The sequence below is a fragment of the Streptomyces sp. NPDC041796 genome, assembly GCF_055590785.1.
Window position 1 is genome coordinate 282,672 of record NZ_JBVJAH010000010.1, and the last position, 21,586, is coordinate 304,257.

The window sequence follows — 21,586 nt, forward strand, 5'->3', positions numbered from 1 at the left end:
ACCCCGCCGGTGGGGACATGGCGGGTCGTCAACTGGGGCTCTGCGCCGCGTAGTCGGGCCGTTTAGGTCCGGTCGCGGCAGGCTGCGTGTCCGCTGCCGGGGGCGCGGGACGGTGTTCCGGTGGGCCCTCGCCGGCCGGCCGCGCGACGCCGAGCAGACGCAGCAGCGGGGCCGCCATGAAGGTGGTGATCAGGGCCATCAGGACCATGGCGGTGAAGAGGGTCTCGGTGATGACGCCGAGTTGCAGGCCCACGGTGAGGATGACGATCTCGGTGAGTCCTCGGGTGTTCATCAGTACGCCGATGACGGTGGAGTCCCTCCACGACTCGCCGGTGAGCCGGGCGGTGGCCGTGGCGCCGCCCAGCTTGCCCGCGATGGCGACCGCGGTCAGCAGGGCCGTGATGCCCCAGAAGTACCAGGAGTTCAGGGCGTCGATGCGGGTGGTGACGCCCACGGTCATGAAGAAGACGGGCAGCAGCAACTGCGAGACCACCGCGTCGAGCCGGTGGTGGACCTCGGCGCGCCACGCCTGCCGGCGCGGCATGATCACTCCGGCGAGGAAGCCGCCGAAGATCGCGTGAATGCCGATGAGCTCGGTGATCCAGGCGCTCATCAGCACCATGGACAGCACGGCCCACAGCGGGGGGCGCCGGTCGGCGAGCAGCGGCCGGACGACGAAGAGCATGAGGCAGACGTACGCGATGGCCAGGCCCAGGGTCACCAGCGCCTGGAGGACACCGGCCGAGCCGACGACCGCGACGACCACGGCGAGCAGGCACCAGGCGGTGACGTCGTCGACCGCGGCGCAGGCGATGGTGAGCACCCCGATACGGGTGCGGTGCAGGCCCGTCTCCAGCAGGAGCCTGGCCAGGACGGGGAAGGCGGTGATGGACATGGCGGCGCCGAGGAACAGGGCGAAGCCCAGTACCCCGCCTCCGCCGCCGTCGCCGCCCATCCGGGGGTACAGCCACACGGCCGTCCCGGCACCGAGCAGCAGCGGCAGCAGTACCGACACCTGGCTGATGGCGACCGCCTTGCGGCCCTGTCCGCGCAGGGTGGACCACTCGATCTCCAGGCCGAGCAGGAACATGAACAGCACGAGGCCGAGCTGGGCCAGGACGTTCATCGCCCCGAGGACCTGCCCGGGGAAGACGTACGCGTGGGCCTGCGGCCACAGCAGTCCGAGGAGGCTCGGGCCGAGGGCGATGCCGGCGACGATCTCGCCGAGCACCCGCGGCTGCCCCATGCGCGCGGCGAGCCGTCCCGCGAGTTGTGCGGCGACGACGATCAGGCACAGGGCGGGCAGCGCGTGGAGGATCACTTCCCCGCTCGTCATGGGCGCGCTCATGAGAGGGACACCGCCTCGTAGGGGACCGTCTCGTCCGTGACGGCGCGCATGAACCTGGCCATCGCGGGCACGGCGTCCTTGTCGGTGAACAGCCCGTAGTGGCCGCCGCTGTGCTCGACCGTGAGCCGGGCTCCGGTGACCAGTTCGGCGGCGCGGGCGGAGTTGCGGTACGAGACCATGCGGTCGTCGGTACGGGCGGTGAGCAGTACGGGGCAGGTGACCCGCGACCAGGCGGCGTGGGGGTCGTAGTCGCAGGCGGAGCGGATGGCGTGGGCGTAGCGGACCAGGTCCGTGGTGGTGCCGCGGTAGGGCAGGGTGAGCCGTTCGACCAGTTCGGTGCTGCTGCCCTGCAGGCCCATGACCTGCGCTTCGTTGCCGCGGGGCCGGGTCAGCTCGTGGTAGCGCTCCCCCGCGGCCGGGTCGGTGACGATCTCGCCGCACATCTCGAACATGGCGTTGCCCATGGGGCCGCCCGGTACTCCGTTGAACAGGTACGCGCCGTCCACGGATGTCAGGGACAGGGCCGGGCCGTCGTCGAGCCCGGCCATGGCGAGGGCGACGGAGGCGCCGGTGCACCAGCCGGCGAGGTGGGCGGCCGTCACGCCCAGGTGGTCGAGGACGGCCAGCCCGTCCTCGACGTGGTCGGAGAGCCGGGAGTCGTCGGGGCGTCGGCCGGGGCCGGGGCTGCCGCGCAGTTCCCAGGTGACGAAGTCGAGGCCCTCGGCGGCGAACTGCCGGGCCATGTCGTCGAGGAGGTCGATGGGCATGCCCACCGCGTTGACGAAGAGGACGGTGTCGGCGGGGGCCGCGGTGTCGCGGTGCGGGGTCGGCTCACCCCGCAGGATTCTCAGCCGCAGGCCGTCCCGCTCGACGCTCTCATGAAGCACTGCGCAACTCCCGGAGAGCTTCGGCGATCCTGACGATTCCCTCGCCGATGACGGACTCGTCCGCGCTCAGGCTGATGCGGAAGCACTGCTTCCCGTGGTTGGCGAGGCGGGCGGTGTAGAGGGGGTCCACGAAGAAGTGGCGGCCGGGGACGATGAAGACGCGCTTGGTCTTCAGCTGCCGGTACAGCGCCATGTCGTCGAACCAGGCGTGGTTGATCCACAGCCAGCAGAACATGCCGCCCTCGCTGCTGTGCAGCCGCCAGTCCATGTCGTCCGGGAGCAGCTCGGTGAGCAGCTTCTCCGCCGTCTGGCGCCGGTCGCGGTAGAAGGGGCTGATCACATCGGTGGCCATGTCCTGGAGCCGGCCGGTGGTGAGGGCACGGGCGGCGACGTTCTGGGCCAGTTGCGGGGCGTGCAGCGCCGAGTTGGCCAGGAAGGAGACCATGGCGTTGATGTGGTGGGCGGGGCCGATGGCGAAACCGATGCGTTCCCCGGGCAGGCCGGCCTTGGACAGCGTGAAGCAGTTGATGACGTGCTCGTCCCAGGCGGGGGCGGTGGCCGTCGCGGCGATCTGGGGGAAGGGCGCCCCGTACGCGTGGTCGATGATCAGGGGGACGTCACGCCGGCGGGCGACGCCGATGAGGCGGTCGAGCTCGGCGCTGTCGATGCTCCGCCCGGTGGGGTTGCTGGGGCTGGAGAGCAGCATCATGCCCATGCCGCCGCGCTGCTGGAGGGCATCGAAGTCGAAGGCGTAGCGGAAGGACCTGTCCTCGCCCTGCTCGATCCTGGGCGGGACGCCCGCGATGCCCCCGGAGTGCATGCACAGGCCCTGGTAGCCGGTGTAGTCGGGGGTCATGGGCAGGACGATCTGCTGTGTTCCGTCCACGGCGGGTCCGGTGAACAGGGCCGCGGCGATGAAGCACAGCATCTGGCTGCCGGGGCCGACGACGACGTTCTCCGCGGTGATTCCCCACCCGTAGCGGGAGTTGAACTCCGCGACGATCGCGTCGACCAGTGCCGGAGCGCCGCGCGAGGGGCCGTACAGGCAGCTCGCGGTGGTGAAGTCGTCGGCCAGGGATTCGGCCGTGAGCTGTTGCCAGGTGGCCTGCACTTCGCTGATGAGCGCCGGGTTGCCGATGCTGAGGTTGAGCCAGCCGGAGGCGCCGCCGGTGTCGGACGTCGTGGTGGCGATGTCCTCCATGATGCTGCGCAGGCCGGATACCTTCGCCATTTTCGTGCCGCTCAGTGACAGTCCCATGTGTGCCCTCCTTGTCGGGTGGGGTGCGGCATGAAGGGGGCGGCCGGGGCGCCGCCCCCTTCGAGCCTTCGGCTAGGCGGCGGCGGTCGGCGCCTGCGCCAGGTGGGCGGATATCTCGGCCACCGTGGGGTTGCGGAAGAGCTCGTCCATGGGGACCTCGATGCCGATCTCCTGCTGGATGGCCGCCTGGATGCGGGTCATGATCAGCGAGTGGCCGCCGAGCTCGAAGAAGTCGTCGGTGTCGGAGAAGTCGTCGAGGTTGAGCTCACGCGCCCAGATCTGGTGGATCCGCTCGTTCAGCACGTCGTGGTCCTTTCTGTACGGGAAGTCCGGGTCGGATGCTGTGGGTGGGGTACGAGCTAGTGGCCGGCGGGCGGCGCGAACTCCTCGCCGCGGTTGTTCTGGGTGCGCAGCCGGTTGTGCCCGAAGCGGTCCTCGCCGGAGACCAGGACACTGCCGTACTTCTCGAGGTTGAAGTGGGCGCCGTGGGCGGTGAAGCCGTCCTGGTCGGGGTAGACCCGCACGTGGGTCGGCACGTAGCGGCCGGCGATGGCGAACCGCGTCTCGCGCTCGGTGGTGTTGGGCAGGGAGCCGTGGACGCAGTTGGCGGTGAAGATGACGGCCTCGCCCGGCTTCATCTCCAGCTCGACGACGTCCTCCTCGGCCGGCTTCCAGCCGGGCTCGATGGAGAAGTCGGAGAAGTCGTAACCGAAGAAGTCGGTGTCGACGGCCGTCACGTCGTACTCGCCGTCGCGGCCCTGGTTGGTGTTCTTGCGCTCGTCGAAGTACCAGTTGCGGTGCGAGCCGCGGACGAACCGCATGCATCCGGTGTCCTTCGTCGCCGGCGTGAACGTCGTCCACACCGTGATGTCGATGAAGGCGTTCCACTCGGACTCCGTCGGCAGCAGCTGCGGCTTGCCGTTGGCGTAGCTGTAGTCCCGCACCTGGTGCCACTCGGTGCCGCTGGAGCCCGGGAACTTCGGGAAGAACTCGGTGCGCCACAGCAGGACGTCCGGACCGAGGATCGCGGTCAGGTACTTGATGATCGTCGGGTGCATGATGTGGCTGGACAGGTGCGAGATGTCGTAGTGACGGTCGTAGTTGACGCTGTTCGGGTAGAGCGCCTTGGACCGGTCCTGGTTCTGGATACGGATCTCGCGGATGATCTCCGCGGCCTCCTCGGGCTCGTAGAGCTTGATCGGGCCGACGAATCCGTTCTCGGTGAAGCTGCGGATGTCGTCCTTGATGTCGTCGGGGATGACCGCGTTTCCGGCGACCTGTGCGTGGGGCAGCGGGAGCGGAGCGGTTTCCGTCATGGTGAGCCAACTTCCTTGGGTGGATGGATGGATACGCGTGGCCACGAGGGACCGCGCGCTGGGTATGGACCCGGGTCCGTAACCGGACGGGGCGAGGACCCGGAGTTGGTGGGTGCGGATGGGGCTCTATTGCCGTCCGCACGATGAACGGCACTTTGGCGACGGAGCCGAAATCCATTCGGCTCTACGGGCTTCGTGCCGATAGTGGGGCTGAGTGGTCGTCAGGCGGGCCGGCGCACTGGCGAGCGGCTCATCCGGCGCGCCGGGCCAGCGCCCGGCGGTCGACCTTGCCGTTGGGGCTGAGGGGGAAGGCCGGCACCGCCACGAACACCTTGGGCACCAGGTGGCGCGGATGGGCGGCCAGGAGCTCGGACCGCAGGGCACGGCCGTCCAGCTCGGCGGGGCGGCCCCCGGCGCCCGTCTCCGGCAGGACGAAGGCCACCAGGTGGGCCTCCTCGCCGCCCGGTTCACCGCCGGCGACCAGCGCGACGGCGTCCTGGACCCCGCGGCACGAGCGCACCGCGTTCTCGACCTCTCCCAGGTCGATGCGCATACCGCGGATCTTGACCTGCGCGTCGACACGACCGACGCACATCAGCTCGCCGTCGTCGCGCACATAGCCCATGTCGCCGGTGCGGTAGAGGGACACCTCCCGCCCGTCGTCGAGGCGTGCGGTGATGAACCGTTCCGCGTTCAGCGCGGGAGCGTTGAGATACCCGGCGCCTATGCCGGCGCCCGCGACGCATATCTCGCCGGTCTCCCCCGTCGCCACGCTCCGGAGTTCCTCGTCGAGGATGTACAGATCAGTATTGTTCACCGGCCGGCCGATGGGAACACCCCGGACAGCATAATCGGGATAGTCCGTCAGCACATGGAAAGAGGAAACGTCCGTGCATTCGGCAACGCCATAGACATTGACGATTTTCCCGGAGCTGGAGTAATTCTTTGCCCAGTTTTCCATTCGGCTCACCGTGAACGGCTCACCGCCGACGAATGCATGCCGGAGTGAGTCGAGGATTTCCCCGCCCGATTCCTCATCGCGCTGGAGGAGCAGATAGAGCGCGCTCGGCGCACAGTGCAGGGTGCGGATTTTCTGTTCCCTGATGATCCGGGAGGCCATCAGGACGTCGAAGCTGCGACTGGGCAGCAGATGCAGCGTCGCGCCCGAGAACAGTGGCGCCATGAGGCTTCGCTGACTGATGTCGAAGCCGAAGGAGCTGATCATCAGGTTGCTGGAGTCGGCGTCGAGGCCGAATTCGCCGGTGAGCCACTCCAGCAGGTTGTACCAGCCACGATGCCGTACGGCGGTGGCTTTGGGAGCACCCGTGGAACCCGAGGTGAACACTACGTAGCAGACCGCGTCGACATCGACGTCGACCTCGGGTGCCGTGGCCGGGAAGCCGTCCAGGTCCAGCGCGGCGATGTCCACCCGCTTGTCGGCGCAGTGCTCGACGAGCGACGTCGTCGCAGGTGAGACGGCGATCAGGTCGGCGTGGGCGAGCTGCTCCGTCATCAGCCGGAGCCGCTCGGCCGGGTAGGAGGGGTCGAGCGGGGCGTAGCCGGCGCCCACCTTGAGAGAGGCGAGCAGGGTGACCACGAGCTCCGCAGAACGGTCGAGGCACACACCCACGACCGAGCCGGGTCCCACACCGCGGGCCAGCAGGAAGTGCGCCAGCCGATTCGCCCGTTCGTTCAGTTCCCCGTATGTGTAGGACACCTCACCGCACACGAGGGCCGGCTGCTCGGGCCGGGTCCCGGCATGAGATTCGAACACCTGATGGACGGGGGTTGCGGGGGAGGTCGTCAAGCGGCCCTGAAGTCGCATTGTCTTCTCTCAGCTAGTTCCTGAAAAGGGTGAGCTCAGTGCAATGGATTCCAAGCCGGGCACCTGGTGTCGCCCTGCGTTCAAAGCTGATCACAGCCCAGAAGCGGGTGTCAATCAGTTCCGGTTCCCCATGCAACCGGTTGCACTACGCTCCGTAATGGTTAATGACAGGTTTGCCGTTGGCATAGGCCGTGGGCTGACACGCTGCGTGAAAAAGGCGCCCGCCGGGCCGTCGAAATCGTCCCGGCGACTCTCACATTTTGAGACCGGCTGGCCTTGAACGATCACACGGGACAGGAATGCTGCCGTCCGGTATGGTTTTGGGCATAGCCGTGCCGCAATTCGCCACCATGGAATTCAGCCACGATTCGTGACCGAATTCGGCCGGGCCGCGCCCCTGGGGGCGGGCGCGCCGGCCCGGGGAGCACGCGCGGTGCCCCGCCGGCGTCAGGACCGCAGGGCCTCCGCGATCCAGCCATGGACCCGCTCCGCCTGCTGGAACACGGCGAAGTGCCCCCCGCGCAGGGTGTGCCAGGTGAAGGCGCCCGTGGTCTGGTGCTCCCAGGCCGCGGCCTGGTCCAGGCCGGCCCGTGGGTCCTCGTCGGCGGCGAAGACGGTTATCGGACAGTCCAGCGGGGGCTCGTGGACGTAGTGGTACGTCTCGTTCACCGCGAAGTCCGCGATCAGCAGCGGATGCAGCATGCGCAGCAGGCCGGGATCGGACAGTACCTGTTCCGGAGTGCCTCCGAGCCGGCGCAGCACATCGGCCAGTTCCGGGACGGAAAGGCCGCGCAGCCGCGTCTGGTCCATGGGGATCTGTGGCGCCCGGCGGCCCGCGACGAACAGGTGGACCGGTGGTGGCGCGTGCATCCTGCGTAGCTGGCGGCACAGCTCGAAGGCCGACAGTGCCCCGGTGCTGTGGCCGAATATGGCGTACGGGGTGAGGGATTCCTGCGACAGCGAAGCCGCCAGGTCGGCGACCAGGGGGCCGACCTGGGTCTCGGCCGGCTCCCTGCGCCGGGTCTCACGGCCCGGCGGCTGCACCGGGCACACCGCGATCCGGGAGGACATCCCCTCCCCCCAGGCGCGGTAGGAGGACGCGCCCGCGCCGGCGTGCGGCAGGCACAGCAGCCGCAGTTCGGCGTCGCGTCCGGTGCCGAAGGGCAGCCACGGGTTCTTGGTGACGGTGGGTCTCATCGCTCTCCTTGGCCGGTGGTGACCGCCGCGTTGCCGGGGTCGCCCACCGGCACGGTCACGATGTCCGGGGCCGGCGGAGCGCTCCCGCCGGCCGCCGCCTTGTCCCTGCCCGGCAGGCTCACCACGAGGAGCCCGACCACCAGCAGCGCCGTGGCGGCGATCATCGGCACGGTGAACGGCTCGTGGAGGACGACCAGGGCCAGCACCGCCGCCGCCAGCGGCTGGGCGAGGCCCACGGACGCGGCCGTGCGCGCCGCCGTGTACTGGAGGCCCGCGACGAACGCCAGGTAGGGCAGCGCCGTGCCCACCACGGCCAGCCAGGCCACGATCGCCACACTGCGGGTGTCGCCCAGCGACCCGTAGTCCGCGCCGAGCAGGATCGGGGCGAGCATGACTCCGCCGATGGTGAGCGACGTACGCACCACGAACGTGCGGGGCACCCCCGTCTTGACCAGCGCTCCCGTGGTGGCGGAGTACCCGGCGTAACACGCGCCGCACAGCACCGCGAGCGCCACGCCGCCCATCCGGAGCGACTCGCCGCCGTCGAACGTCAGCAGGAAGACACCCGCGACGGCCAGGGCCGTGCCCACGTACCAGCGGGACGAGGGCCGCTCACCACGGGACAGCCAGTCGATGACCGCCGCGCACAGCGGCGCGCTCGTCAGGACGGTCAGCGTGCCGAGGGCGGCGCCGGTCATCCGTACGGAGAAGAAGAAGAAGATCTGGAACGCCGCCGTGCAGACGCCGGCCAGGCAGATGATGCCCTTCTGCTGCCGGTTCAGGGCCCGCCACCCGGCACCGCCCCGCTGGGACGCGAACAGCAGGGTCAGGCACAGAACGGCGGCACCCAGCGTCAGCCGCAGCGTGGCGATCGTCGCCGGAGACACGTCGGGCAGGAGCTGGCCGGCGATGCCCGTGGTACTCCACATGAGGGCGGCCGCCAGTACCAGGAGGGGGCCCGTGTGCCGGCCTAATGAAGGCTGGGAGTGATCGACTTGCTCGTTGCTACTGTCCATGGGCCAGATGCTGACAGGAAGTTCGACGTGGGTACAGCAACTCCGCAACTCGTGCGCTAGGTTGGGGCTCATGCCGAATTTCGATGAGATCAATGAGCGTCTGACAGTCGAGTTGCAGAAGAATGCGCGCCGGAGCAACCGCGAGCTGGCCAGGACGCTCGGCATCGCCGACTCCACCTGCCTGGAACGCGTGCGCAGCCTCCAGGACGAGGGGATCATCACCGGCTACCACGCGGAGGTGAACCTCGACGCGCTGGACCGTGGACTGCGCGCGATACTCGCCGTACGGATCCACCCCAAGAGCCGCGACGCCGTGGAGTCCTTCCGCCAGTTCGTCCTCGGTCTGCCCGAGGTGCTCGACGTCTTCGTGGTGACCGGAAGCGACGACTTCCAGATCCTCGTCGCGGTGAAGGACCCCCAGCGGCTGGAGGACTTCGTCCTGGACCGCATCGCCCAGTACCCCGCCGTGGCCGACGTCCGCGCCTCGCTGGTCTACGAACACCTCCGGCGCCGGCCCGTCCAGCTCCTCAAGGACTCCAAGAACCGCCGGTCACCCGGCTACCCCGCCTGACGGTCCTCGGCGGGGGCGAACACCCCGGCGGTCCGGGCCGCGTGGGCGCGCAGCAGGTGGACCGGGCCGAGGAGCAGCTCGTCGGCGGTGGCCCGCTTGAAGGAGAGGTGCGCCTCGTGCTCCCAGGTGAAGCCGATGCCGCCGTGCAACTGGACGGCCTCGGCGGCGACGGCGCGCTGCGCCTCCAGGCACTGGGCGAGCGCGAGGCCCCCGGCGGCCGGGTCCCAGGCCGCGTAGTACGCCGCCGAGCGCGCCGCCCGCACCCGCACGTACAGGTCGGCCAGCCGGTGCTTGACCGCCTGGAACGAACCGATGGCCCGCCCGAACTGCTCCCGCTCCCGTACGTGGGCCAAGGTCCGCTCCAGTGCCCGGGACGCCGCCCCGACCGCCTCCGCGGCGAGGACGGCCGCCGCCGCGCACCCGGTCGCGGCGAGGGCTCCCGGCACCTCTCCCCCGCCCTCGTCCTCGCCCAGCAACTCGGCGTCGACGTGCCGCAGTTCCACCCGGGCGAGGGACCGCGTCGCGTCCAGCGTCGGGAGCCGGGAGCACACGAGGCCGGCCGCCTCCGCCCGTACGAGGAAGAGCAGCGTACGGGCCCGGGGGTAGCCGCCCGTGTGCGCGGCGACCAGGAGCAGGCCGGCGCTGTGCCCGTCGAGGACCTGCCCCACCTCCCCGTACAGCCGCCACGTTCCGTCGTCGGCGCGGCGGGCCTGCACGCCACCGGTCCGCCCGCCGCCGGCCCACTCACCGGGTCGGTTGTCACCGGTCAGGGCGAGCGCCCGGGGCAGGGGCGCGGCGGCGAGCGTGGCGGTCAGGGACCCGTCCGCGACGCCCGGCAGCAGCGCCGCGCGCTGCGCCCCGGTGCCGAGCCGGGCGATGAGGGGGGCGGCGAGCACGGTGGTGGCGACAAAGGGTGAGGGCGCCAGCGCGCGGCCGGTCTCCTCGGCGGCGAGGGCCAGTTCGACGGTGCCGCAGCCGACGCCTCCGTAGGCCTCGGGGAGGGCGAGCCCCGGCAGGCCGAGCCGCCCGGACAGCAGGGCCCACAGGGCGGGGTCGTATCCGGTGCCGGTGCCGGTCGCGGCCCTGAGCTCGTCGATTCCGCAGTGCTTGGCGAGCAGTTCGCGGAGGGTGCGGCGGATCTCGTCCTGTTCGGCGGTGAAGGCGGCGTCCATGGGGCACTCCCTTTCTGACGGGGCGTCATGTTAGGTGCCGCCGTCGTGGATGCCCAGAGCCGGTATCTGATGTAGCGTCAGTTCCATGCGTCGTCGTTCCGTCGCCATCGTGGGCGTGTCCCTCTCCGACTGCGGACGCGTCGACACCGCCACCCCCTACACGCTGCACGCCCAGGCCGCCCGGCGTGCGCTCGCCGACTCGGGGCTCGACCGGTCGGTCGTCGACGGGCTCGCCTCGGCCGGACTCGGCACGTTCGCCCCGATCGAGGTCGCCGAGTACCTGGGGCTGCGGCCCCGGTGGGTGGACTCCACCGCCGTGGGCGGCGCGACCTGGGAGATCATGGCCGCGCACGCGGCGGACGCGATCGCCGCGGGCCACGCGAACGCCGTCCTCCTCGTCTACGGCTCCACCGCCCGCGCCGACATCAAGGCCGGGCGCCGCACCGCGAACCTCTCCTTCGGCGCCCGTGGCCCGCTCCAGTTCGAGGCGCCGTACGGGCACACCCTCGTCGCCAAGTACGCGATGTCCGCGCGCCGCCACATGCACGAGTACGGCACCACCCCGGAGCAGCTCGCGCGGGTGGCGGTCCAGGCCCGTGCGAACGCCGCGCTCAACCCGGAGGCGATGTTCCGCACGCCCCTGACCGTCGACGAGGTCCTCTCCGGCCCGGTGATCGCGGATCCCTTCACCAAGCTGCACTGCTGCATCCGCAGCGACGGCGGCTGCGCGGTGCTGCTGGCGGCCGAGGAGTACGTACCCGACACGGCGAAGGTCCCGGTGTGGATCCTCGGCACCGGCGAGCACGTCTCGCACACCACCATGTCGGAGTGGGAGGACTTCACCGTCTCCCCGGCGGCGGTGAGCGGCCGGGCGGCCTTCGAGCGGGCGGGCCTGCGCCCCTCGGACATGGACTTCGCCCAGGTCTACGACGCCTTCACCTACATGACCCTGGTGACCCTGGAGGACCTCGGCTTCTGCGCGAAGGGCGAGGGCGGCCCGTTCGTCGAGGGGGGCGCGCTGCCGGTCAACACCGACGGCGGTGGCCTGTCCGCCTGCCACCCCGGCATGCGGGGCCTGTTCCTCCTGGTGGAGGCCACCCGGCAGCTACGCGGCGAGGCACCCGGCCGCCAGGTGCCGGACGCCCGGCTCGGGGTGGTGTCGGGGACGGGCGGCTGGTTCTGCTCGTCCGGGACGGTGGTGCTGGGCCGGGAGCGGTGACGCCTGGTGGCGCCTACTCGATACGGCGCACGGGCTGCCCGGTGACGCGGGCGATGGTGTCGAAGTCGGCGTCCTGGTGGAGCACGGTCAGCTTGTGGTGAGCGGCGGCGACGGACACCAGAAGATCGACGGGGCTGGCGCACTGGTGCCAGCCGCGCGTGGCGAGCTCGTACTGCAACTCGGCGGCGTCCTCCCAGGCCGATTCCCGTATCGGGTAGTACGGGAAGGTCTCCCGCAACAGCCTGTCCATGTCATGGAAGGCGGCTCTCCCACCCGCGCCCCGCAGGAGCTCCTGCCGCACCGGCTCGCACAGACCGACGAGCCCGGCGTTGACGACCGCGTCCCAACTCCCTCCGGTCTGGCCACGGTAGAAGCGGATGAGCGCGCTGGTATCAGCCAGGTAGAGCTCGGTCATGCCGCCCGCTGACCACCTTCGCCGGCTTCGGCCGGCACGTCCTTCTCAATGACCGAAAAGTCGATTTCGCCGTCCGCCACCATCTGCCGCATGCGCTCTACGGCCTCGGCCCGCTTCCGCCGATCCACGATTTCACGCAGCGCGGTGTTGACGGTGTCCTTCTTCGTGGTCGTGCCCAGAAACCGCGCGGCCTCCTCAAGAGCCTCGTCGTCCAGATCGATGACGGTACGGGCCATGGCGACCACTCCTTTACCGCGTATATACGATTTCCAATCAAGGTATCACCGTGGCTGTTCCCCGCTCCACCGGATCCAGGTTCCTTCACCCGGACGCGTCGTCCCGGGCGAGCCCACCGGATGATGGCCCCATGAGCAGCTTCCACGACACACTCCGCTCCCTGCGCGTATGGGACACCCCGCTGCCCGCCTTCGACCCGGAGACCGCGCCCGCCGACCCCCTGCCCCTCTTCCACGACTGGTTCGTGGCGGCGGCGGAGGCCGGGCAGAGCGAGCCGCACACCATGTCGCTGGCCACCGTCGACGCCGACGCGCGGCCCGACGTGCGGACGGTCATGCTGCACGACGCCGACGAGCGGGGCTGGCACTTCGCGACCCACGCCACCAGCGCCAAGGGCAGCCAGCTCGCCGCCGCCCCGCACGCGGCGCTCGGCTTCTACTGGCCGGTGCAGGGCCGCCAGGTCCGGGTGAGGGGCCAGGTCGTGACCGGGACGCCGGAGGAGGCGTACGCCGACCTGCACGCCCGCTCGACGGGCGCCCTGGCCGCCGCCCTGGTGGGCCGGCAGAGCGAGGCGCTGGAGTCGCTGGACGAACTGGCGACGGCGAGCGAGGCGGCCTGGGCCCGGGCGCGGTCCGAGCCGGAGGCCGACGCGGAGACCTGGACGCTGTACGTCCTCGACCCGTCGGAGGTCGAGTTCTTCCAGGGCGACGAACGGCGCCGGCACGTACGCCTCCGCTACCGCCGCACCCCCGCGGGCGCGTGGGCGCGGGAGCTGCTCTGGCCGTAGGCCCCGGGACCTACCGGGTGGCGTACGGGCGCTCGCGGCGGGCGTCGTGGAGGACCGAGCCCCACCAGTCGAGCTGGTCGAGCATCGTCTTCGCGGCGGCCATGGGCTCCTCGGGGTCCTTGAGGTTGCCGTCCTCGTCGAACAGCAGGTAGTAGCGGGGAAAGCTGACGTAGTCCCGGACGGTGTGGGCGTGCAGCTCACCGAAGACCTGCTTGAGCTGCTCGATGGCGAGCAGCCCACCGCTGGCGCCGCTGTACCCCACGAAGCCGATGGGCTTGGCCTCCCACTCGGTGTAGTGCCAGTCGATCAGGGCCTTGAGGGAGGCGGGGAAGCTGCGGTTGTAGTCGGGGGTGACCACCACGACCGCGTCCGCCTCCGCCAGCCGGCGGCTGACGTCCGCCATGCCGGCGGGCCGGGACGGGTTCGGGTCCATGGCCGGAGGCACGGCGGGCAGGGCGAGCGGCAGCTCGGTGCCGGCCAGGTCGATGACGTCGACGTCGAACCGGCCGTGCCGCGCGGCCTGTTCGGCGAACCAGCGGGTGACGACCGGACCGAAGCGGCCGTCCCTGACGCTGCCGATGACGATCGCGAGACGGAGGGGCTGGGAGGACATGGCGGACTCCTTGACGTTCTTCGGGGCCTTGGGGGTGACCGTGCGGTCACGTCCTCCAACCTGCCGGTGCGGGAGGGCGGTGGGGAGGCCGGGCCGAGACTGGTAGTGGCGGGGCCACCATCGGGGGCGGGTTCCGCTGCTAGCGTCGGCCGGGTGAGTGACAACGAGTTGGGGCTGTTCCTGCGCACGCGCCGCGAGGCGGTCACCCCCGCCGAGGTCGGCCTGCCCGCCGGGCCGCGCCGCCGTACGCCGGGGCTGCGTCGGGCGGAGCTCGCCACGCTGGCCGGGGTGAGCGTCGAGTACGTGACGCGCCTGGAGCAGGGCCGCGACCGGCATCCGTCGGCGCAGGTGGTGGCCGCGCTGGCGGATGCGCTGCGGCTGACGGCGAGCGAGCGCGTCCACCTGCACCGCCTGACCAAGAGCGCGGGCAGGGGCCTGTGCATGGGCGCGGCGGCACCGGCGCTGACCGTACGCCCGACCGTACGAGCGCTGCTCGACCGACTCGAACCGGCCCCGGCGGTGCTGCTCAACCGGATCGGCGACCTGCTCGCCTGGACCACCGGGTACGAGCGGCTCGTCGGCCCTCTCGGCATGCTGGAGGGCACCCCGCCGAACCTCGCGCGGTTCGTCTTCGGCGACGAGCGGGCACGGACCGCCTTTCCCGACTGGGACCGGGTCGCCGACGAACAGGTCGCGTCCCTGAAGCAGGGCCCCTTCCGGGTCGACCCCCATGTGGCGGCGCTCGCTGACGAGTTGACGGTGACGGCGGGGGCGGAGTTCACCGACCGGGTGCGCACGCTGCCGGGGCTCCCGGCGGCCACGGGAGTCACTCGCATCACGCACCCGGAGGCGGGGGCGCTGCGTCTGGCGTACGAGACGCTGGAGCTGCCGGCCGACGACGACCAGCGGCTGATCGTCCACCTGCCCGCCGACGACGCGTGCGCCGCCGCCCTGGACCGCCTCGCCGGCCGCCGGCCGGGCGCCCTGCGCGCGGTCTCGGCCTGACGGCGCGGAACCCGGGGGGCCCTTTCCGCGTCGACACGTATGACCACACACGATCTGGGGGAATGGCATGTCCGTCACGCTGGCCGAGGAAATCGCGCTGCTGTCGCTGGACGACGAGTCGGGGGCGGCGAAGGACCGGTCTTCGGCCGGGTGGGCCGTGGCGGGCGGCATCCTGCTGGAGCTGGCCATGGCGGAGCGGATCTCCGTGTCCGACGGCCGGCTGACCGTGGCCGACACGACCCCCACCGGCACCGCGCTGCTCGACGGGCGCCTGGCGCGGCTGGACGAGTGGACGCGGCGCAAGAGCAGGCGCAAGGTCTCCGAGTGGCTGACCAAGGACCAGTCCAAGGCCGTGGCCGCGACGGTGGAGAGCCTGTGTGAGCGCGGCCTCGTCGTGGAGGAGCGCAGCAAGATGCTCGGGCTCTTCCCGCTGCGCCGCTACCCGGAGGCGGACGGCTCGGTCGAGCAGGAGCTGCGCGCGCGGCTGACGTCGGTCGTCGTGCACGGTACGGAGCCGGACGACCGTACGTCCGGGCTCGTCAGCCTGCTGCACGCGGCCAAGCTGCACCGGGTGGCGTTCCCGGACATCCCGCGCAAGCTGGTCGCGCCCCGGATGGCGAAAATCGCCGACGGTCAGTGGGCGGGCGACGGTGTCCGCGAGGCCATCCGGAACATGCAGGCCGCGATGGTGGCCGTCACCGTGGCCACCACCGTCACCGTCCTCTGAGCCGCCTCGTAGGCTTCGGTCATGTCCGTCAACATCACCTTCACCCTCGCCGTCACCGCCTTGAAGGACGAGGCCCAGGCGCGGGAGGTCGTGCGCTCGCTGGACGAGGTCATGGCGGACGAGCGCATCCAGGACCAGGTGAACCTGGGCGTCGCCTGGGACGACAACGGGACGGCCTTCGTGTCGGGCGAGACCGACTTCCCGCTGAGCATCACCCGTTTCCACCTCTGGCAGCCGGACTTCGAGAGCTATGTGAAGTTCGCGGTCGAGGAGGTCGCGCCAGGGGCGAAGATCGCCCTCGACTGGGGCTACCCGGACCTCGAGCGCTGACCGGCCGTGGAGTAGGTTGAACACGTTCAACCTACTGGGGGTGGCCCATGGAGACAGCAGGCGCGCGGGTACACGGCCTCCAGCGGGCCCTCGCGGCGGGCGCGGTGATCGCCACCTTGCCCGGCCTCCTGTGGACGCTGACCAGCTACGTCTACCCGCTGCACGTCCTGACGGCCATGTCCGTCGCGATCCCCCTGTTCCTGCCGCGCCGCCCCTGGGCCTTCACCCGCACCTGCCTGATCCTGGCGCCGGCCCTCGCGGCGTGGGGGCTGCTGGGCTTCCTCCTGGGCATGTTCTTCTTCTGGCCGTCCGCCCTGCTACTGCTCCTGGCCGCCTTCGCCGACCCGCGCCTGCGCCCGGTGAGCGCCACGGCCATGGGCGCGGTCGGAGGACTGACGGCGGCATGGTTCCTCGCCGCCTTCGCCTCCTTCTACTGGCACTTCTCGGCCCCGCCGGCGTGACGGGGCCCGCGCCTCACCGAGACGCGGCGACGAACGCCGCCCAGGCGTCGGGGCCGACGGCGAAGGTGGGCCCGTCGGTGAGCTTGGAGTCGCGTACGTGCACGGCGTGCGGGCAGGCGGCGAGCTCGGGGCGCCGGTCGTAGGCGACTTCGACGCAGTCGCCGCCCGTGTTGCCGCTGTAACTGCTCTTGAACCAGACCAGGCCGGGGGTCATAGCTTCGCCGCCATCCTCTCGATCAGTTCCACGGACTCCCAGGGGTTGAGTGCCTGGGCCCGCAGCGCGCCGAAGAGGTCGATCAGTAGATTCACCTCTTCGGGTTTCGAGATCAACGTATCCGCGCCTTGGCCTTCCGTGTAGCCCAGACTCCGCCCTTCTCGGGTGCTCAGCAGCTTCAAGGGTCCCATCAGGCCCGCATGGGCGGACCGATGCGTCGGCATCACCTGCAACGTCACGTGATTCCTCGATCGGACCGACTCCAGCAGGTGCAGGAGCTGTTCCTTGAGAACCGACTCGCCGCCGATCGGCCTCTGGAACACCGACTCCTCGACGACGTAACTGATGACCGCCTTGGGCCGACGGTCCAGAACCTCCTGCCGCTCCAGCCGCCCCTGCACGAGCCGGTCGATCTCATCGGCCTCGCACACGGGCACCCGCGTCTCGTACACCGCCCGCGCGTACGCTGGAGTCTGGAGCAAACCAGGTACCAGCATGCACTCGTACGCGCTGATGCTCGCCGCGTCCGCCTCCGTGCGCTTCCAGTTCAGTAACTTCGGCGAGTACTTCTCCTCCTCCATCAACCCGGCGCACGACGTCAACACACCACCCGCCCCCAGCGCCGCGTCCGCGTCGACCAGGAACGCCGTCGTCGGGATGCGTTCCGCCCGCTCGTACGCACCCACCAGCGACTCCGACATCAACAGCCGGTCCGCCAGGTCCTTCTGGGTCAGATCCGCCATGGCGCGGAACTTCTTGACCAGCTCGCCCACGTGCCTCCGCGCCGGCGAGGGCTCACCACTCGATCCCACAACCGCCACCGTCCTTCCCACACCGCCCCGAAGTGGATCGTGTCCCCCTGGTCACGCTAAGCGACCACCGCGATGCTCGTAGCCATGACGAGCGAGAAACTCCCCGATTGGGTCCCCGCGTCCGGCCTGCAACTCCGCCTCGCCGGCATCCACTTCGACGCCGTCCGGGTGCGCGGCGTCCGGGGCGAGGCCGTCCTGCACCACCTCGCCGACGCCACCGACGGGCGGCCCGGGCCCGTCGTGCGCGAGGTCTCCGGTGGCCGGTGGACGTACTTCCTGATCCCGCCGGGCAGCAGCAAGGAGTACGCGTGGCCGCCAGGTGCGGCGTGTTTCGGGCCGTGCGCGCGGGACCAGTACGTGGGCATCCCGGCGCCGCACGGCAACACGTATCCGCTGTCCTGGCGGTGTGGTCCGCCCGTCGTGGGCGAGTTCGTGGACCCGGAGCTGCTGCACGAGATCGTGACGTCACAGTTGTGCCTGCCGCCGGCCTGACCCGGCCGCGACGGAATAGCCGCCGCTGCAAGGGAGTTGGCCACGACATGACTCAAGGTCCCGCACCACGCGTCCTGTCCGAAGAGGCCCTCTCCGACCTGCTCGGGAGCCAGCAGTTCGGCACGCTCGCCACGATGAAGCGCAGTGGCCATCCCCACCTCACGACCATGATGTACGGCTGGGACCCCGAGGCCCGCATCGTGCGGTTCTCCACCACGGCGGACCGCGTCAAGGTCAAGCAGCTACGGCGCGACCCCCGCGCGGCGCTGCACGTGTCGGGGGGTGATGTGTGGTCGTTCGCCGTCGCCGAGGGCGAGGCCGAGGTGTCCGAGGTGACGACCGTCCCGGGTGACGCCGTCGGCCGGGAGCTGCTCGGCATGATCCCGGAGGCCGCCCGGCCGGAGGGCGAGGAGGCGGAGACGTTCCTGAAGGGCCTGGTCGCCGAGCGCCGGGTGGTGATCCGGCTGCGGGTGGGCAAGCTGTACGGGACGGCGCTGGACGTCAACGGCTAGGCCGACTCGGCCACTGGGTGGCCTATTTGACACCCCGAGAGACGGTGGGTTTATGTGATCGCCCGGGGGCGCGGCCGCCTCCTGCCGCTGCCGTCCCTGGGAGAGAAGAACTTGTCGTACCCGTCGCACCCCCACCCCGGCAGCTCCAGTCCCTACGGCGGCCCCAATCCGTACGCCCAGCAGCCCCATATGCCGGCCCCGCCCCTTCCGCCCCCGGGCAGCCCGCCGCCCGGCCCGCCCCAATGGGTCCCGCCGGGTCCCCCGCCCCGCGGTGGCCGTGGACGGAAGGTCTTCGGCACCGTGCTCAGCGTCCTCGGGGTGCTGCTGCTCCTCGGTGGAGGCGCGCTCACCGCGCACGCCTACAGCAACGCCCAGCAGGAGCTGCCCAACTACGAGTACGGCAGCGTGATGTGGCGGGACGAGCAGGTGGACAAGGTCTTCCCGCTCACCATCGGTGGCCGCGGCGGGTACAACGGCGGTCTCTACGACCGTGACAAGGCCTTGTGGCACCGCATGGGCATCTCTCCGGAGACCGACTGCGACAAGGGCCTCACCCGCCTCATTCTGAAGTCCGCTCAGGACAACGGCTGCAAGGCGGTCCTGCGGGCCACGTACGTCGACCCCACGGCCAACATGGTGACGACCGTCGCCGTCGTCGTACTCCCCGAGGGACCGCGCAACGCGGGGCCGAAGGAGAAGGTCGACGAGGTGTACCAGGACAACCGTTCCACCGAGGCGGCCGTGGCCGCGTACGCGGTGCCGGGGACCCCCGCCGCCAAGTGGAAGGATCGCAACGGCGCCTACCTGATGGCCGTTCCCGGGGAGCACATGCCGTACGTCGTCGCAGCCACCATCGGTTCGGCGGACGGCCACGTCGCGGGTGAACTGCCGGGCGAGTTCGGCGAGGACAACGACGCCGACCGGGAGTCCTGGCACGCCGACGCCCAGGACCTCGTGGAGCTGTTCGTCTCCCACTTCTCCAACCTGCAGAACGGGGGGCTCCGATGAACAGCGCCCGCTTCATACGCACCACCGCCGTCACCGGCACCGCTCTCGCCTCGCTCCTGGGAGCGGCGTTCTCCTGGGGCGCCCCGTCTGCCGCAGCCGCCGAGAACGCCCCCTCCGGCTGGGAGTCGGCCGCGCTGGGCCTGCCCGCCGCCCACCGGACCAGCCAGGGCGAGGGCGTCACCGTGGCGGTGCTGGACAGTGGCATCGACCCCGAGCACCCCGCACTCAAGGGGCGCGTCGCGAAGGTGGGCCCCGATTTCTACGACAGCGACGGCCTCGGCCCCGGTGACGAGGACTACGGCGTGCACGGCACCGCCATGGTCTCCGACGTCCTCAAGGCCGCGCCCAAGGCGACGATCATCACCGCCCGTGTCATCAACGACAGCAAGGAGGAGAAGCTCGAGCGCCTCAAGGACGGTGTCAGTCCGCTCGCGAAGGGCATCGACTACGCGGTGGCCAACGGCGCCGACGTGATCTCCCTGTCCCTCGGTGGCGGCACCTTCTCCGACCTGGACGGCAGCGAAGTGGGCGCCATGTCCCGGGCCGTCCACAAGGGCGTCACCATCCTCGCCGCGGCCGGCAACAGCGGTGACGAGCTGAACGACGGCAACTTCCCCGCCGGGTATCCGACCGTGATCGCCGTCGCCGCGACGCAGCCCGGGGGCACCCGCGCCGACTTCAGCACCGTACGCACGCACAACACCATCGCCGCCCCCGGCGTCAGCATCACCAGCGCCCGCAAGTCGGGCGGCTACCACGAGATCAGTGGCACCTCCCCGGCCACCGCCCTCGCCGCCGGCGTGACCGCGCTCATGCTCGCCGAGAACCCGGACCTGACCCCCGCCCAGACGCGCGCGATCCTCATGCGCACCGCGGACGCACCCGAAGGCGGCCACGACCCGCTGGTCGGCGCCGGGCAGATCGATGCCGCGGCCGCGGTCCGCGCGGCGGCCGAGCCGCCCGGCGTCGACACCACTCCGAAGGCCTACGAGGGGGACAAGAAGCACTTCGCGTCACCGACGGGCACCAGCAAGATCAGTCACCCGCCGATCGAGCAGGACCTCCTGACCATCGGTCTCGGCGCGGCGGGCGGCGGCCTGCTGTTCGTCGTCGTGGGTCTGTTGCTGGCGCTCCGCAAGGGTCAGCGAGCCGCCGCCTGACGCACCGGCGGCCGGAAGACGGGGATCGCGATCCGGGCGGCGCCCTCCCCCTCCGTACGGAAGGTGACCGTCACGGGCATGCCGATCCACAGGTCCGCCTCGGGGCAGTCCACGATCTCCGTCATCATGCGTGGACCTTCCACGAGGTCCACGACCGCCGCCGTGTACGGCGTACGCCCGGCGAAGGGGACCAGGTCGTTGCGGTGGACGACGGACCAGGTGTAGAGCGTGGCGCGGCCGCTCGCCCGCTCCCAGGTGACGTCGTCGCTCCAGCATCGGGGGCAGAACTCGCGCGGGTAGTGGTGGGCCCGCCCGCAGGCGCCGCACCGCCGGATGAGCAGGTGCCCCTCGGCGGCGGCGTCCCAGTAGGGGCGGGTGAAGGCGTCGATGTCGGGCCGGGCGGGGTTCATGCGCCCAGCCAGCCGATGGCGTGGTCGAGGGACCACGTCTGCCACGCCATGGCGAACAGGGCGACGAGCGAAATGAGGGCCATCATCGCGTTCTGCCCCTGCTCGGCCCAGTCATGGATCATCAGGACCAGGTAGAGCAGGTTCAGCAGCAGGCCGCCGACCAGGGCGAACGGGGTGAGGAAGCCGGTGACCAACCCGAGCCCGAGGGCGAGCTCGGCGTACACGACGACGTACGCCATCAGCTTGGGCCGGGGCGCGACGACCTTGTCGAATCCGGACCGGACCGCCGCCCAGCGGTGCTTGCCGGCGACGTCGGCCGCCCAGGCGATGCCGGTGCCGCGCTCGAACCAGCCCTTCTTGTCCTTGTGCCGCCAGCTCTCCAGCCACCACAGGCCGAGGCCGATACGGAGGACGGCGAGCCATTCGGCGCCGCTGAGCCAGACGGTCTGCATTCCAGGACCCTCCCGCGCAGAGAACTGACGGTACGTCAGTTCAACTGACCGTGGCGCGGGAAGCAAGGGGTCCGGCCTATTCCTGCCGACGGATCCACTCGCTAATCTGACAGGGCGTCAGGTAACGGCCCCGACGAGCAGG

General features: G+C 70.8%; 27 protein-coding genes. 11 read left to right on the plus strand and 16 right to left on the minus strand.

Annotated elements, in window-relative coordinates:
- Positions 1-28: 28 nt before the first annotated feature.
- From ACZ6C1_RS22260 to ACZ6C1_RS22295, 8 genes are all read right to left on the minus strand, one after another.
- Positions 29-1,336 carry a cation:proton antiporter gene (locus ACZ6C1_RS22260; RefSeq protein WP_469242926.1) on the minus strand — a complete coding sequence of 436 codons (1,308 nt, stop codon included), beginning with the start codon at positions 1,334-1,336 and terminating at the stop codon, positions 29-31.
- An 8-nt stretch (positions 1,337-1,344) separates the two neighbouring features.
- Positions 1,345-2,235, minus strand: a complete 891-nt coding sequence (locus tag ACZ6C1_RS22265; protein ID WP_469242927.1) for an alpha/beta fold hydrolase — start codon at positions 2,233-2,235, stop codon at positions 1,345-1,347.
- Positions 2,225-3,493 carry a valine--pyruvate transaminase gene (locus ACZ6C1_RS22270; RefSeq protein WP_469242928.1) on the minus strand — a complete coding sequence of 423 codons (1,269 nt, stop codon included), beginning with the start codon at positions 3,491-3,493 and terminating at the stop codon, positions 2,225-2,227. The genes ACZ6C1_RS22265 and ACZ6C1_RS22270 overlap by 11 nt, the downstream gene beginning before the upstream one ends.
- 72 nt (positions 3,494-3,565) lie before the next feature.
- Positions 3,566-3,796: an acyl carrier protein gene (locus tag ACZ6C1_RS22275; RefSeq protein ID WP_469242929.1), complete on the minus strand. Its 231-nt coding sequence runs from the start codon at positions 3,794-3,796 to the stop codon at positions 3,566-3,568.
- A 56-nt stretch (positions 3,797-3,852) separates the two neighbouring features.
- The gene (locus tag ACZ6C1_RS22280; RefSeq protein ID WP_469242930.1) at positions 3,853-4,809 is read right to left on the minus strand and encodes a chlorinating enzyme; all 957 of its coding nucleotides are present in this window, start codon (positions 4,807-4,809) and stop codon (positions 3,853-3,855) included.
- 250 nt (positions 4,810-5,059) lie between these two features.
- Positions 5,060-6,634, minus strand: a complete 1,575-nt coding sequence (locus tag ACZ6C1_RS22285; RefSeq protein ID WP_469242931.1) for an amino acid adenylation domain-containing protein — start codon at positions 6,632-6,634, stop codon at positions 5,060-5,062.
- 447 nt (positions 6,635-7,081) lie between these two features.
- Positions 7,082-7,831 carry a thioesterase II family protein gene (locus ACZ6C1_RS22290; protein WP_469242932.1) on the minus strand — a complete coding sequence of 250 codons (750 nt, stop codon included), beginning with the start codon at positions 7,829-7,831 and terminating at the stop codon, positions 7,082-7,084.
- Entirely contained in the window at positions 7,828-8,847 is a 1,020-nt protein-coding gene (locus ACZ6C1_RS22295; protein WP_469242933.1) for a DMT family transporter, read from the minus strand. The genes ACZ6C1_RS22290 and ACZ6C1_RS22295 overlap by 4 nt, the downstream gene beginning before the upstream one ends.
- A gap of 70 nt (positions 8,848-8,917) precedes the next feature.
- On the opposite strand from ACZ6C1_RS22295, the gene ACZ6C1_RS22300 reads away from it, so the two are divergent.
- Positions 8,918-9,418 (plus strand): Lrp/AsnC family transcriptional regulator, encoded by a 501-nt coding sequence (locus ACZ6C1_RS22300; RefSeq protein ID WP_351814184.1) that lies wholly within the window; start codon positions 8,918-8,920, stop codon positions 9,416-9,418.
- On the opposite strand, the gene ACZ6C1_RS22305 is transcribed toward ACZ6C1_RS22300, so the two are convergent.
- On the minus strand, positions 9,406-10,590 hold the full coding sequence (locus ACZ6C1_RS22305; protein ID WP_469242934.1) for an acyl-CoA dehydrogenase family protein: 1,185 nt from the start codon (positions 10,588-10,590) through the stop codon (positions 9,406-9,408). The two genes, ACZ6C1_RS22300 and ACZ6C1_RS22305, sit on opposite strands and share 13 nt — an antisense overlap.
- 85 nt (positions 10,591-10,675) lie before the next feature.
- Between ACZ6C1_RS22305 and ACZ6C1_RS22310 the strand changes: the two genes are divergently transcribed.
- The gene (locus ACZ6C1_RS22310) at positions 10,676-11,809 is read left to right on the plus strand and encodes a thiolase C-terminal domain-containing protein (protein WP_469242935.1); all 1,134 of its coding nucleotides are present in this window, start codon (positions 10,676-10,678) and stop codon (positions 11,807-11,809) included.
- A 13-nt stretch (positions 11,810-11,822) separates the two neighbouring features.
- Here the strand turns inward: ACZ6C1_RS22310 and ACZ6C1_RS22315 are convergent, their stop codons facing one another.
- Together ACZ6C1_RS22315 and ACZ6C1_RS22320 are read right to left on the minus strand one after the other, a co-directional pair.
- Positions 11,823-12,224, minus strand: coding sequence for a PIN domain-containing protein (locus ACZ6C1_RS22315; RefSeq protein ID WP_469242936.1), 402 nt, complete (start codon positions 12,222-12,224; stop codon positions 11,823-11,825).
- Positions 12,221-12,460, minus strand: a complete 240-nt coding sequence (locus ACZ6C1_RS22320; RefSeq protein WP_469242937.1) for a type II toxin-antitoxin system VapB family antitoxin — start codon at positions 12,458-12,460, stop codon at positions 12,221-12,223. The genes ACZ6C1_RS22315 and ACZ6C1_RS22320 overlap by 4 nt, the downstream gene beginning before the upstream one ends.
- Positions 12,461-12,591: 131 nt before the next feature.
- Between ACZ6C1_RS22320 and ACZ6C1_RS22325 the strand changes: the two genes are divergently transcribed.
- Positions 12,592-13,248: a pyridoxine/pyridoxamine 5'-phosphate oxidase gene (locus ACZ6C1_RS22325; protein ID WP_469242938.1), complete on the plus strand. Its 657-nt coding sequence runs from the start codon at positions 12,592-12,594 to the stop codon at positions 13,246-13,248.
- A 10-nt stretch (positions 13,249-13,258) separates the two neighbouring features.
- On the opposite strand, the gene ACZ6C1_RS22330 is transcribed toward ACZ6C1_RS22325, so the two are convergent.
- On the minus strand, positions 13,259-13,861 hold the full coding sequence (locus ACZ6C1_RS22330) for an NADPH-dependent FMN reductase (protein WP_469242939.1): 603 nt from the start codon (positions 13,859-13,861) through the stop codon (positions 13,259-13,261).
- A 153-nt stretch (positions 13,862-14,014) separates the two neighbouring features.
- Between ACZ6C1_RS22330 and ACZ6C1_RS22335 the strand changes: the two genes are divergently transcribed.
- The 4 genes from ACZ6C1_RS22335 (at position 14,015) to ACZ6C1_RS22350 (ending at position 16,384) form a co-directional block, all read left to right on the plus strand.
- Positions 14,015-14,866, plus strand: a complete 852-nt coding sequence (locus ACZ6C1_RS22335) for a helix-turn-helix domain-containing protein (protein ID WP_469242940.1) — start codon at positions 14,015-14,017, stop codon at positions 14,864-14,866.
- 67 nt (positions 14,867-14,933) lie between these two features.
- Complete coding sequence (locus ACZ6C1_RS22340; RefSeq protein ID WP_469242941.1) at positions 14,934-15,593, plus strand: GOLPH3/VPS74 family protein; 660 nt, start codon at positions 14,934-14,936, stop codon at positions 15,591-15,593.
- 21 nt (positions 15,594-15,614) lie between these two features.
- Positions 15,615-15,923 (plus strand): hypothetical protein, encoded by a 309-nt coding sequence (locus ACZ6C1_RS22345; protein WP_469242942.1) that lies wholly within the window; start codon positions 15,615-15,617, stop codon positions 15,921-15,923.
- A gap of 47 nt (positions 15,924-15,970) precedes the next feature.
- Positions 15,971-16,384, plus strand: coding sequence for a hypothetical protein (locus ACZ6C1_RS22350; RefSeq protein ID WP_469242943.1), 414 nt, complete (start codon positions 15,971-15,973; stop codon positions 16,382-16,384).
- Positions 16,385-16,397: 13 nt separating this feature from the next.
- On the opposite strand, the gene ACZ6C1_RS22355 is transcribed toward ACZ6C1_RS22350, so the two are convergent.
- Both ACZ6C1_RS22355 and ACZ6C1_RS22360 read right to left on the minus strand, forming a co-directional pair.
- Positions 16,398-16,598 (minus strand): DUF397 domain-containing protein, encoded by a 201-nt coding sequence (locus ACZ6C1_RS22355; RefSeq protein WP_469242944.1) that lies wholly within the window; start codon positions 16,596-16,598, stop codon positions 16,398-16,400.
- Positions 16,595-17,371, minus strand: a complete 777-nt coding sequence (locus ACZ6C1_RS22360; protein ID WP_469242945.1) for a helix-turn-helix domain-containing protein — start codon at positions 17,369-17,371, stop codon at positions 16,595-16,597. The genes ACZ6C1_RS22355 and ACZ6C1_RS22360 overlap by 4 nt, the downstream gene beginning before the upstream one ends.
- A 123-nt stretch (positions 17,372-17,494) precedes the next feature.
- Between ACZ6C1_RS22360 and ACZ6C1_RS22365 the strand changes: the two genes are divergently transcribed.
- The 4 genes from ACZ6C1_RS22365 to ACZ6C1_RS22380 all read left to right on the plus strand — a co-directional run bounded on the left by ACZ6C1_RS22365 (position 17,495) and on the right by ACZ6C1_RS22380 (position 20,582).
- The gene (locus ACZ6C1_RS22365) at positions 17,495-17,902 is read left to right on the plus strand and encodes a hypothetical protein (RefSeq protein ID WP_469242946.1); all 408 of its coding nucleotides are present in this window, start codon (positions 17,495-17,497) and stop codon (positions 17,900-17,902) included.
- Positions 17,903-17,949: 47 nt separating this feature from the next.
- Complete coding sequence (locus ACZ6C1_RS22370) at positions 17,950-18,414, plus strand: pyridoxamine 5'-phosphate oxidase family protein (RefSeq protein WP_469242947.1); 465 nt, start codon at positions 17,950-17,952, stop codon at positions 18,412-18,414.
- Between the two features lie 300 nt (positions 18,415-18,714).
- On the plus strand, positions 18,715-19,422 hold the full coding sequence (locus ACZ6C1_RS22375) for a hypothetical protein (protein WP_469242948.1): 708 nt from the start codon (positions 18,715-18,717) through the stop codon (positions 19,420-19,422).
- Positions 19,419-20,582, plus strand: a complete 1,164-nt coding sequence (locus tag ACZ6C1_RS22380) for a S8 family peptidase (RefSeq protein ID WP_469242949.1) — start codon at positions 19,419-19,421, stop codon at positions 20,580-20,582. The genes ACZ6C1_RS22375 and ACZ6C1_RS22380 overlap by 4 nt, the downstream gene beginning before the upstream one ends.
- On the opposite strand, the gene ACZ6C1_RS22385 is transcribed toward ACZ6C1_RS22380, so the two are convergent.
- Together ACZ6C1_RS22385 and ACZ6C1_RS22390 are read right to left on the minus strand one after the other, a co-directional pair.
- The gene (locus ACZ6C1_RS22385; protein WP_469242950.1) at positions 20,564-20,992 is read right to left on the minus strand and encodes a Zn-ribbon domain-containing OB-fold protein; all 429 of its coding nucleotides are present in this window, start codon (positions 20,990-20,992) and stop codon (positions 20,564-20,566) included. The genes ACZ6C1_RS22380 and ACZ6C1_RS22385 overlap by 19 nt on opposite strands.
- Positions 20,989-21,444, minus strand: coding sequence for a DoxX family membrane protein (locus tag ACZ6C1_RS22390; RefSeq protein ID WP_469242951.1), 456 nt, complete (start codon positions 21,442-21,444; stop codon positions 20,989-20,991). Before ACZ6C1_RS22390 ends, ACZ6C1_RS22385 begins: the two co-directional genes overlap by 4 nt.
- Positions 21,445-21,586: the final 142 nt, after the last annotated feature.

What these genes read in the sequence shown, in the direction of transcription:
- ACZ6C1_RS22305 (WP_469242934.1), bottom strand. Translation starts at nt 10,590, where the DNA reads ATGGACGCCGCCTTCACCGCCGAACAGGACGAGATCCGCCGCACCCTC.
- ACZ6C1_RS22330 (WP_469242939.1), bottom strand. Translation starts at nt 13,861, where the DNA reads ATGTCCTCCCAGCCCCTCCGTCTCGCGATCGTCATCGGCAGCGTCAGG.
- ACZ6C1_RS22270 (WP_469242928.1), bottom strand. Translation starts at nt 3,493, where the DNA reads ATGGGACTGTCACTGAGCGGCACGAAAATGGCGAAGGTATCCGGCCTG.
- ACZ6C1_RS22280 (WP_469242930.1), bottom strand. Translation starts at nt 4,809, where the DNA reads ATGACGGAAACCGCTCCGCTCCCGCTGCCCCACGCACAGGTCGCCGGA.
- ACZ6C1_RS22385 (WP_469242950.1), bottom strand. Translation starts at nt 20,992, where the DNA reads ATGAACCCCGCCCGGCCCGACATCGACGCCTTCACCCGCCCCTACTGG.
- ACZ6C1_RS22290 (WP_469242932.1), bottom strand. Translation starts at nt 7,831, where the DNA reads ATGAGACCCACCGTCACCAAGAACCCGTGGCTGCCCTTCGGCACCGGA.
- ACZ6C1_RS22350 (WP_469242943.1), top strand. Translation starts at nt 15,971, where the DNA reads ATGGAGACAGCAGGCGCGCGGGTACACGGCCTCCAGCGGGCCCTCGCG.
- ACZ6C1_RS22320 (WP_469242937.1), bottom strand. Translation starts at nt 12,460, where the DNA reads ATGGCCCGTACCGTCATCGATCTGGACGACGAGGCTCTTGAGGAGGCC.
- ACZ6C1_RS22345 (WP_469242942.1), top strand. Translation starts at nt 15,615, where the DNA reads ATGTCCGTCAACATCACCTTCACCCTCGCCGTCACCGCCTTGAAGGAC.
- ACZ6C1_RS22340 (WP_469242941.1), top strand. Translation starts at nt 14,934, where the DNA reads ATGTCCGTCACGCTGGCCGAGGAAATCGCGCTGCTGTCGCTGGACGAC.
- ACZ6C1_RS22390 (WP_469242951.1), bottom strand. Translation starts at nt 21,444, where the DNA reads ATGCAGACCGTCTGGCTCAGCGGCGCCGAATGGCTCGCCGTCCTCCGT.
- ACZ6C1_RS22370 (WP_469242947.1), top strand. Translation starts at nt 17,950, where the DNA reads ATGACTCAAGGTCCCGCACCACGCGTCCTGTCCGAAGAGGCCCTCTCC.
- ACZ6C1_RS22295 (WP_469242933.1), bottom strand. Translation starts at nt 8,847, where the DNA reads ATGGACAGTAGCAACGAGCAAGTCGATCACTCCCAGCCTTCATTAGGC.
- ACZ6C1_RS22300 (WP_351814184.1), top strand. Translation starts at nt 8,918, where the DNA reads ATGCCGAATTTCGATGAGATCAATGAGCGTCTGACAGTCGAGTTGCAG.
- ACZ6C1_RS22325 (WP_469242938.1), top strand. Translation starts at nt 12,592, where the DNA reads ATGAGCAGCTTCCACGACACACTCCGCTCCCTGCGCGTATGGGACACC.
- ACZ6C1_RS22365 (WP_469242946.1), top strand. Translation starts at nt 17,495, where the DNA reads ATGACGAGCGAGAAACTCCCCGATTGGGTCCCCGCGTCCGGCCTGCAA.
- ACZ6C1_RS22310 (WP_469242935.1), top strand. Translation starts at nt 10,676, where the DNA reads ATGCGTCGTCGTTCCGTCGCCATCGTGGGCGTGTCCCTCTCCGACTGC.
- ACZ6C1_RS22380 (WP_469242949.1), top strand. Translation starts at nt 19,419, where the DNA reads ATGAACAGCGCCCGCTTCATACGCACCACCGCCGTCACCGGCACCGCT.
- ACZ6C1_RS22260 (WP_469242926.1), bottom strand. Translation starts at nt 1,336, where the DNA reads ATGACGAGCGGGGAAGTGATCCTCCACGCGCTGCCCGCCCTGTGCCTG.
- ACZ6C1_RS22315 (WP_469242936.1), bottom strand. Translation starts at nt 12,224, where the DNA reads ATGACCGAGCTCTACCTGGCTGATACCAGCGCGCTCATCCGCTTCTAC.
- ACZ6C1_RS22355 (WP_469242944.1), bottom strand. Translation starts at nt 16,598, where the DNA reads ATGACCCCCGGCCTGGTCTGGTTCAAGAGCAGTTACAGCGGCAACACG.
- ACZ6C1_RS22285 (WP_469242931.1), bottom strand. Translation starts at nt 6,634, where the DNA reads ATGCGACTTCAGGGCCGCTTGACGACCTCCCCCGCAACCCCCGTCCAT.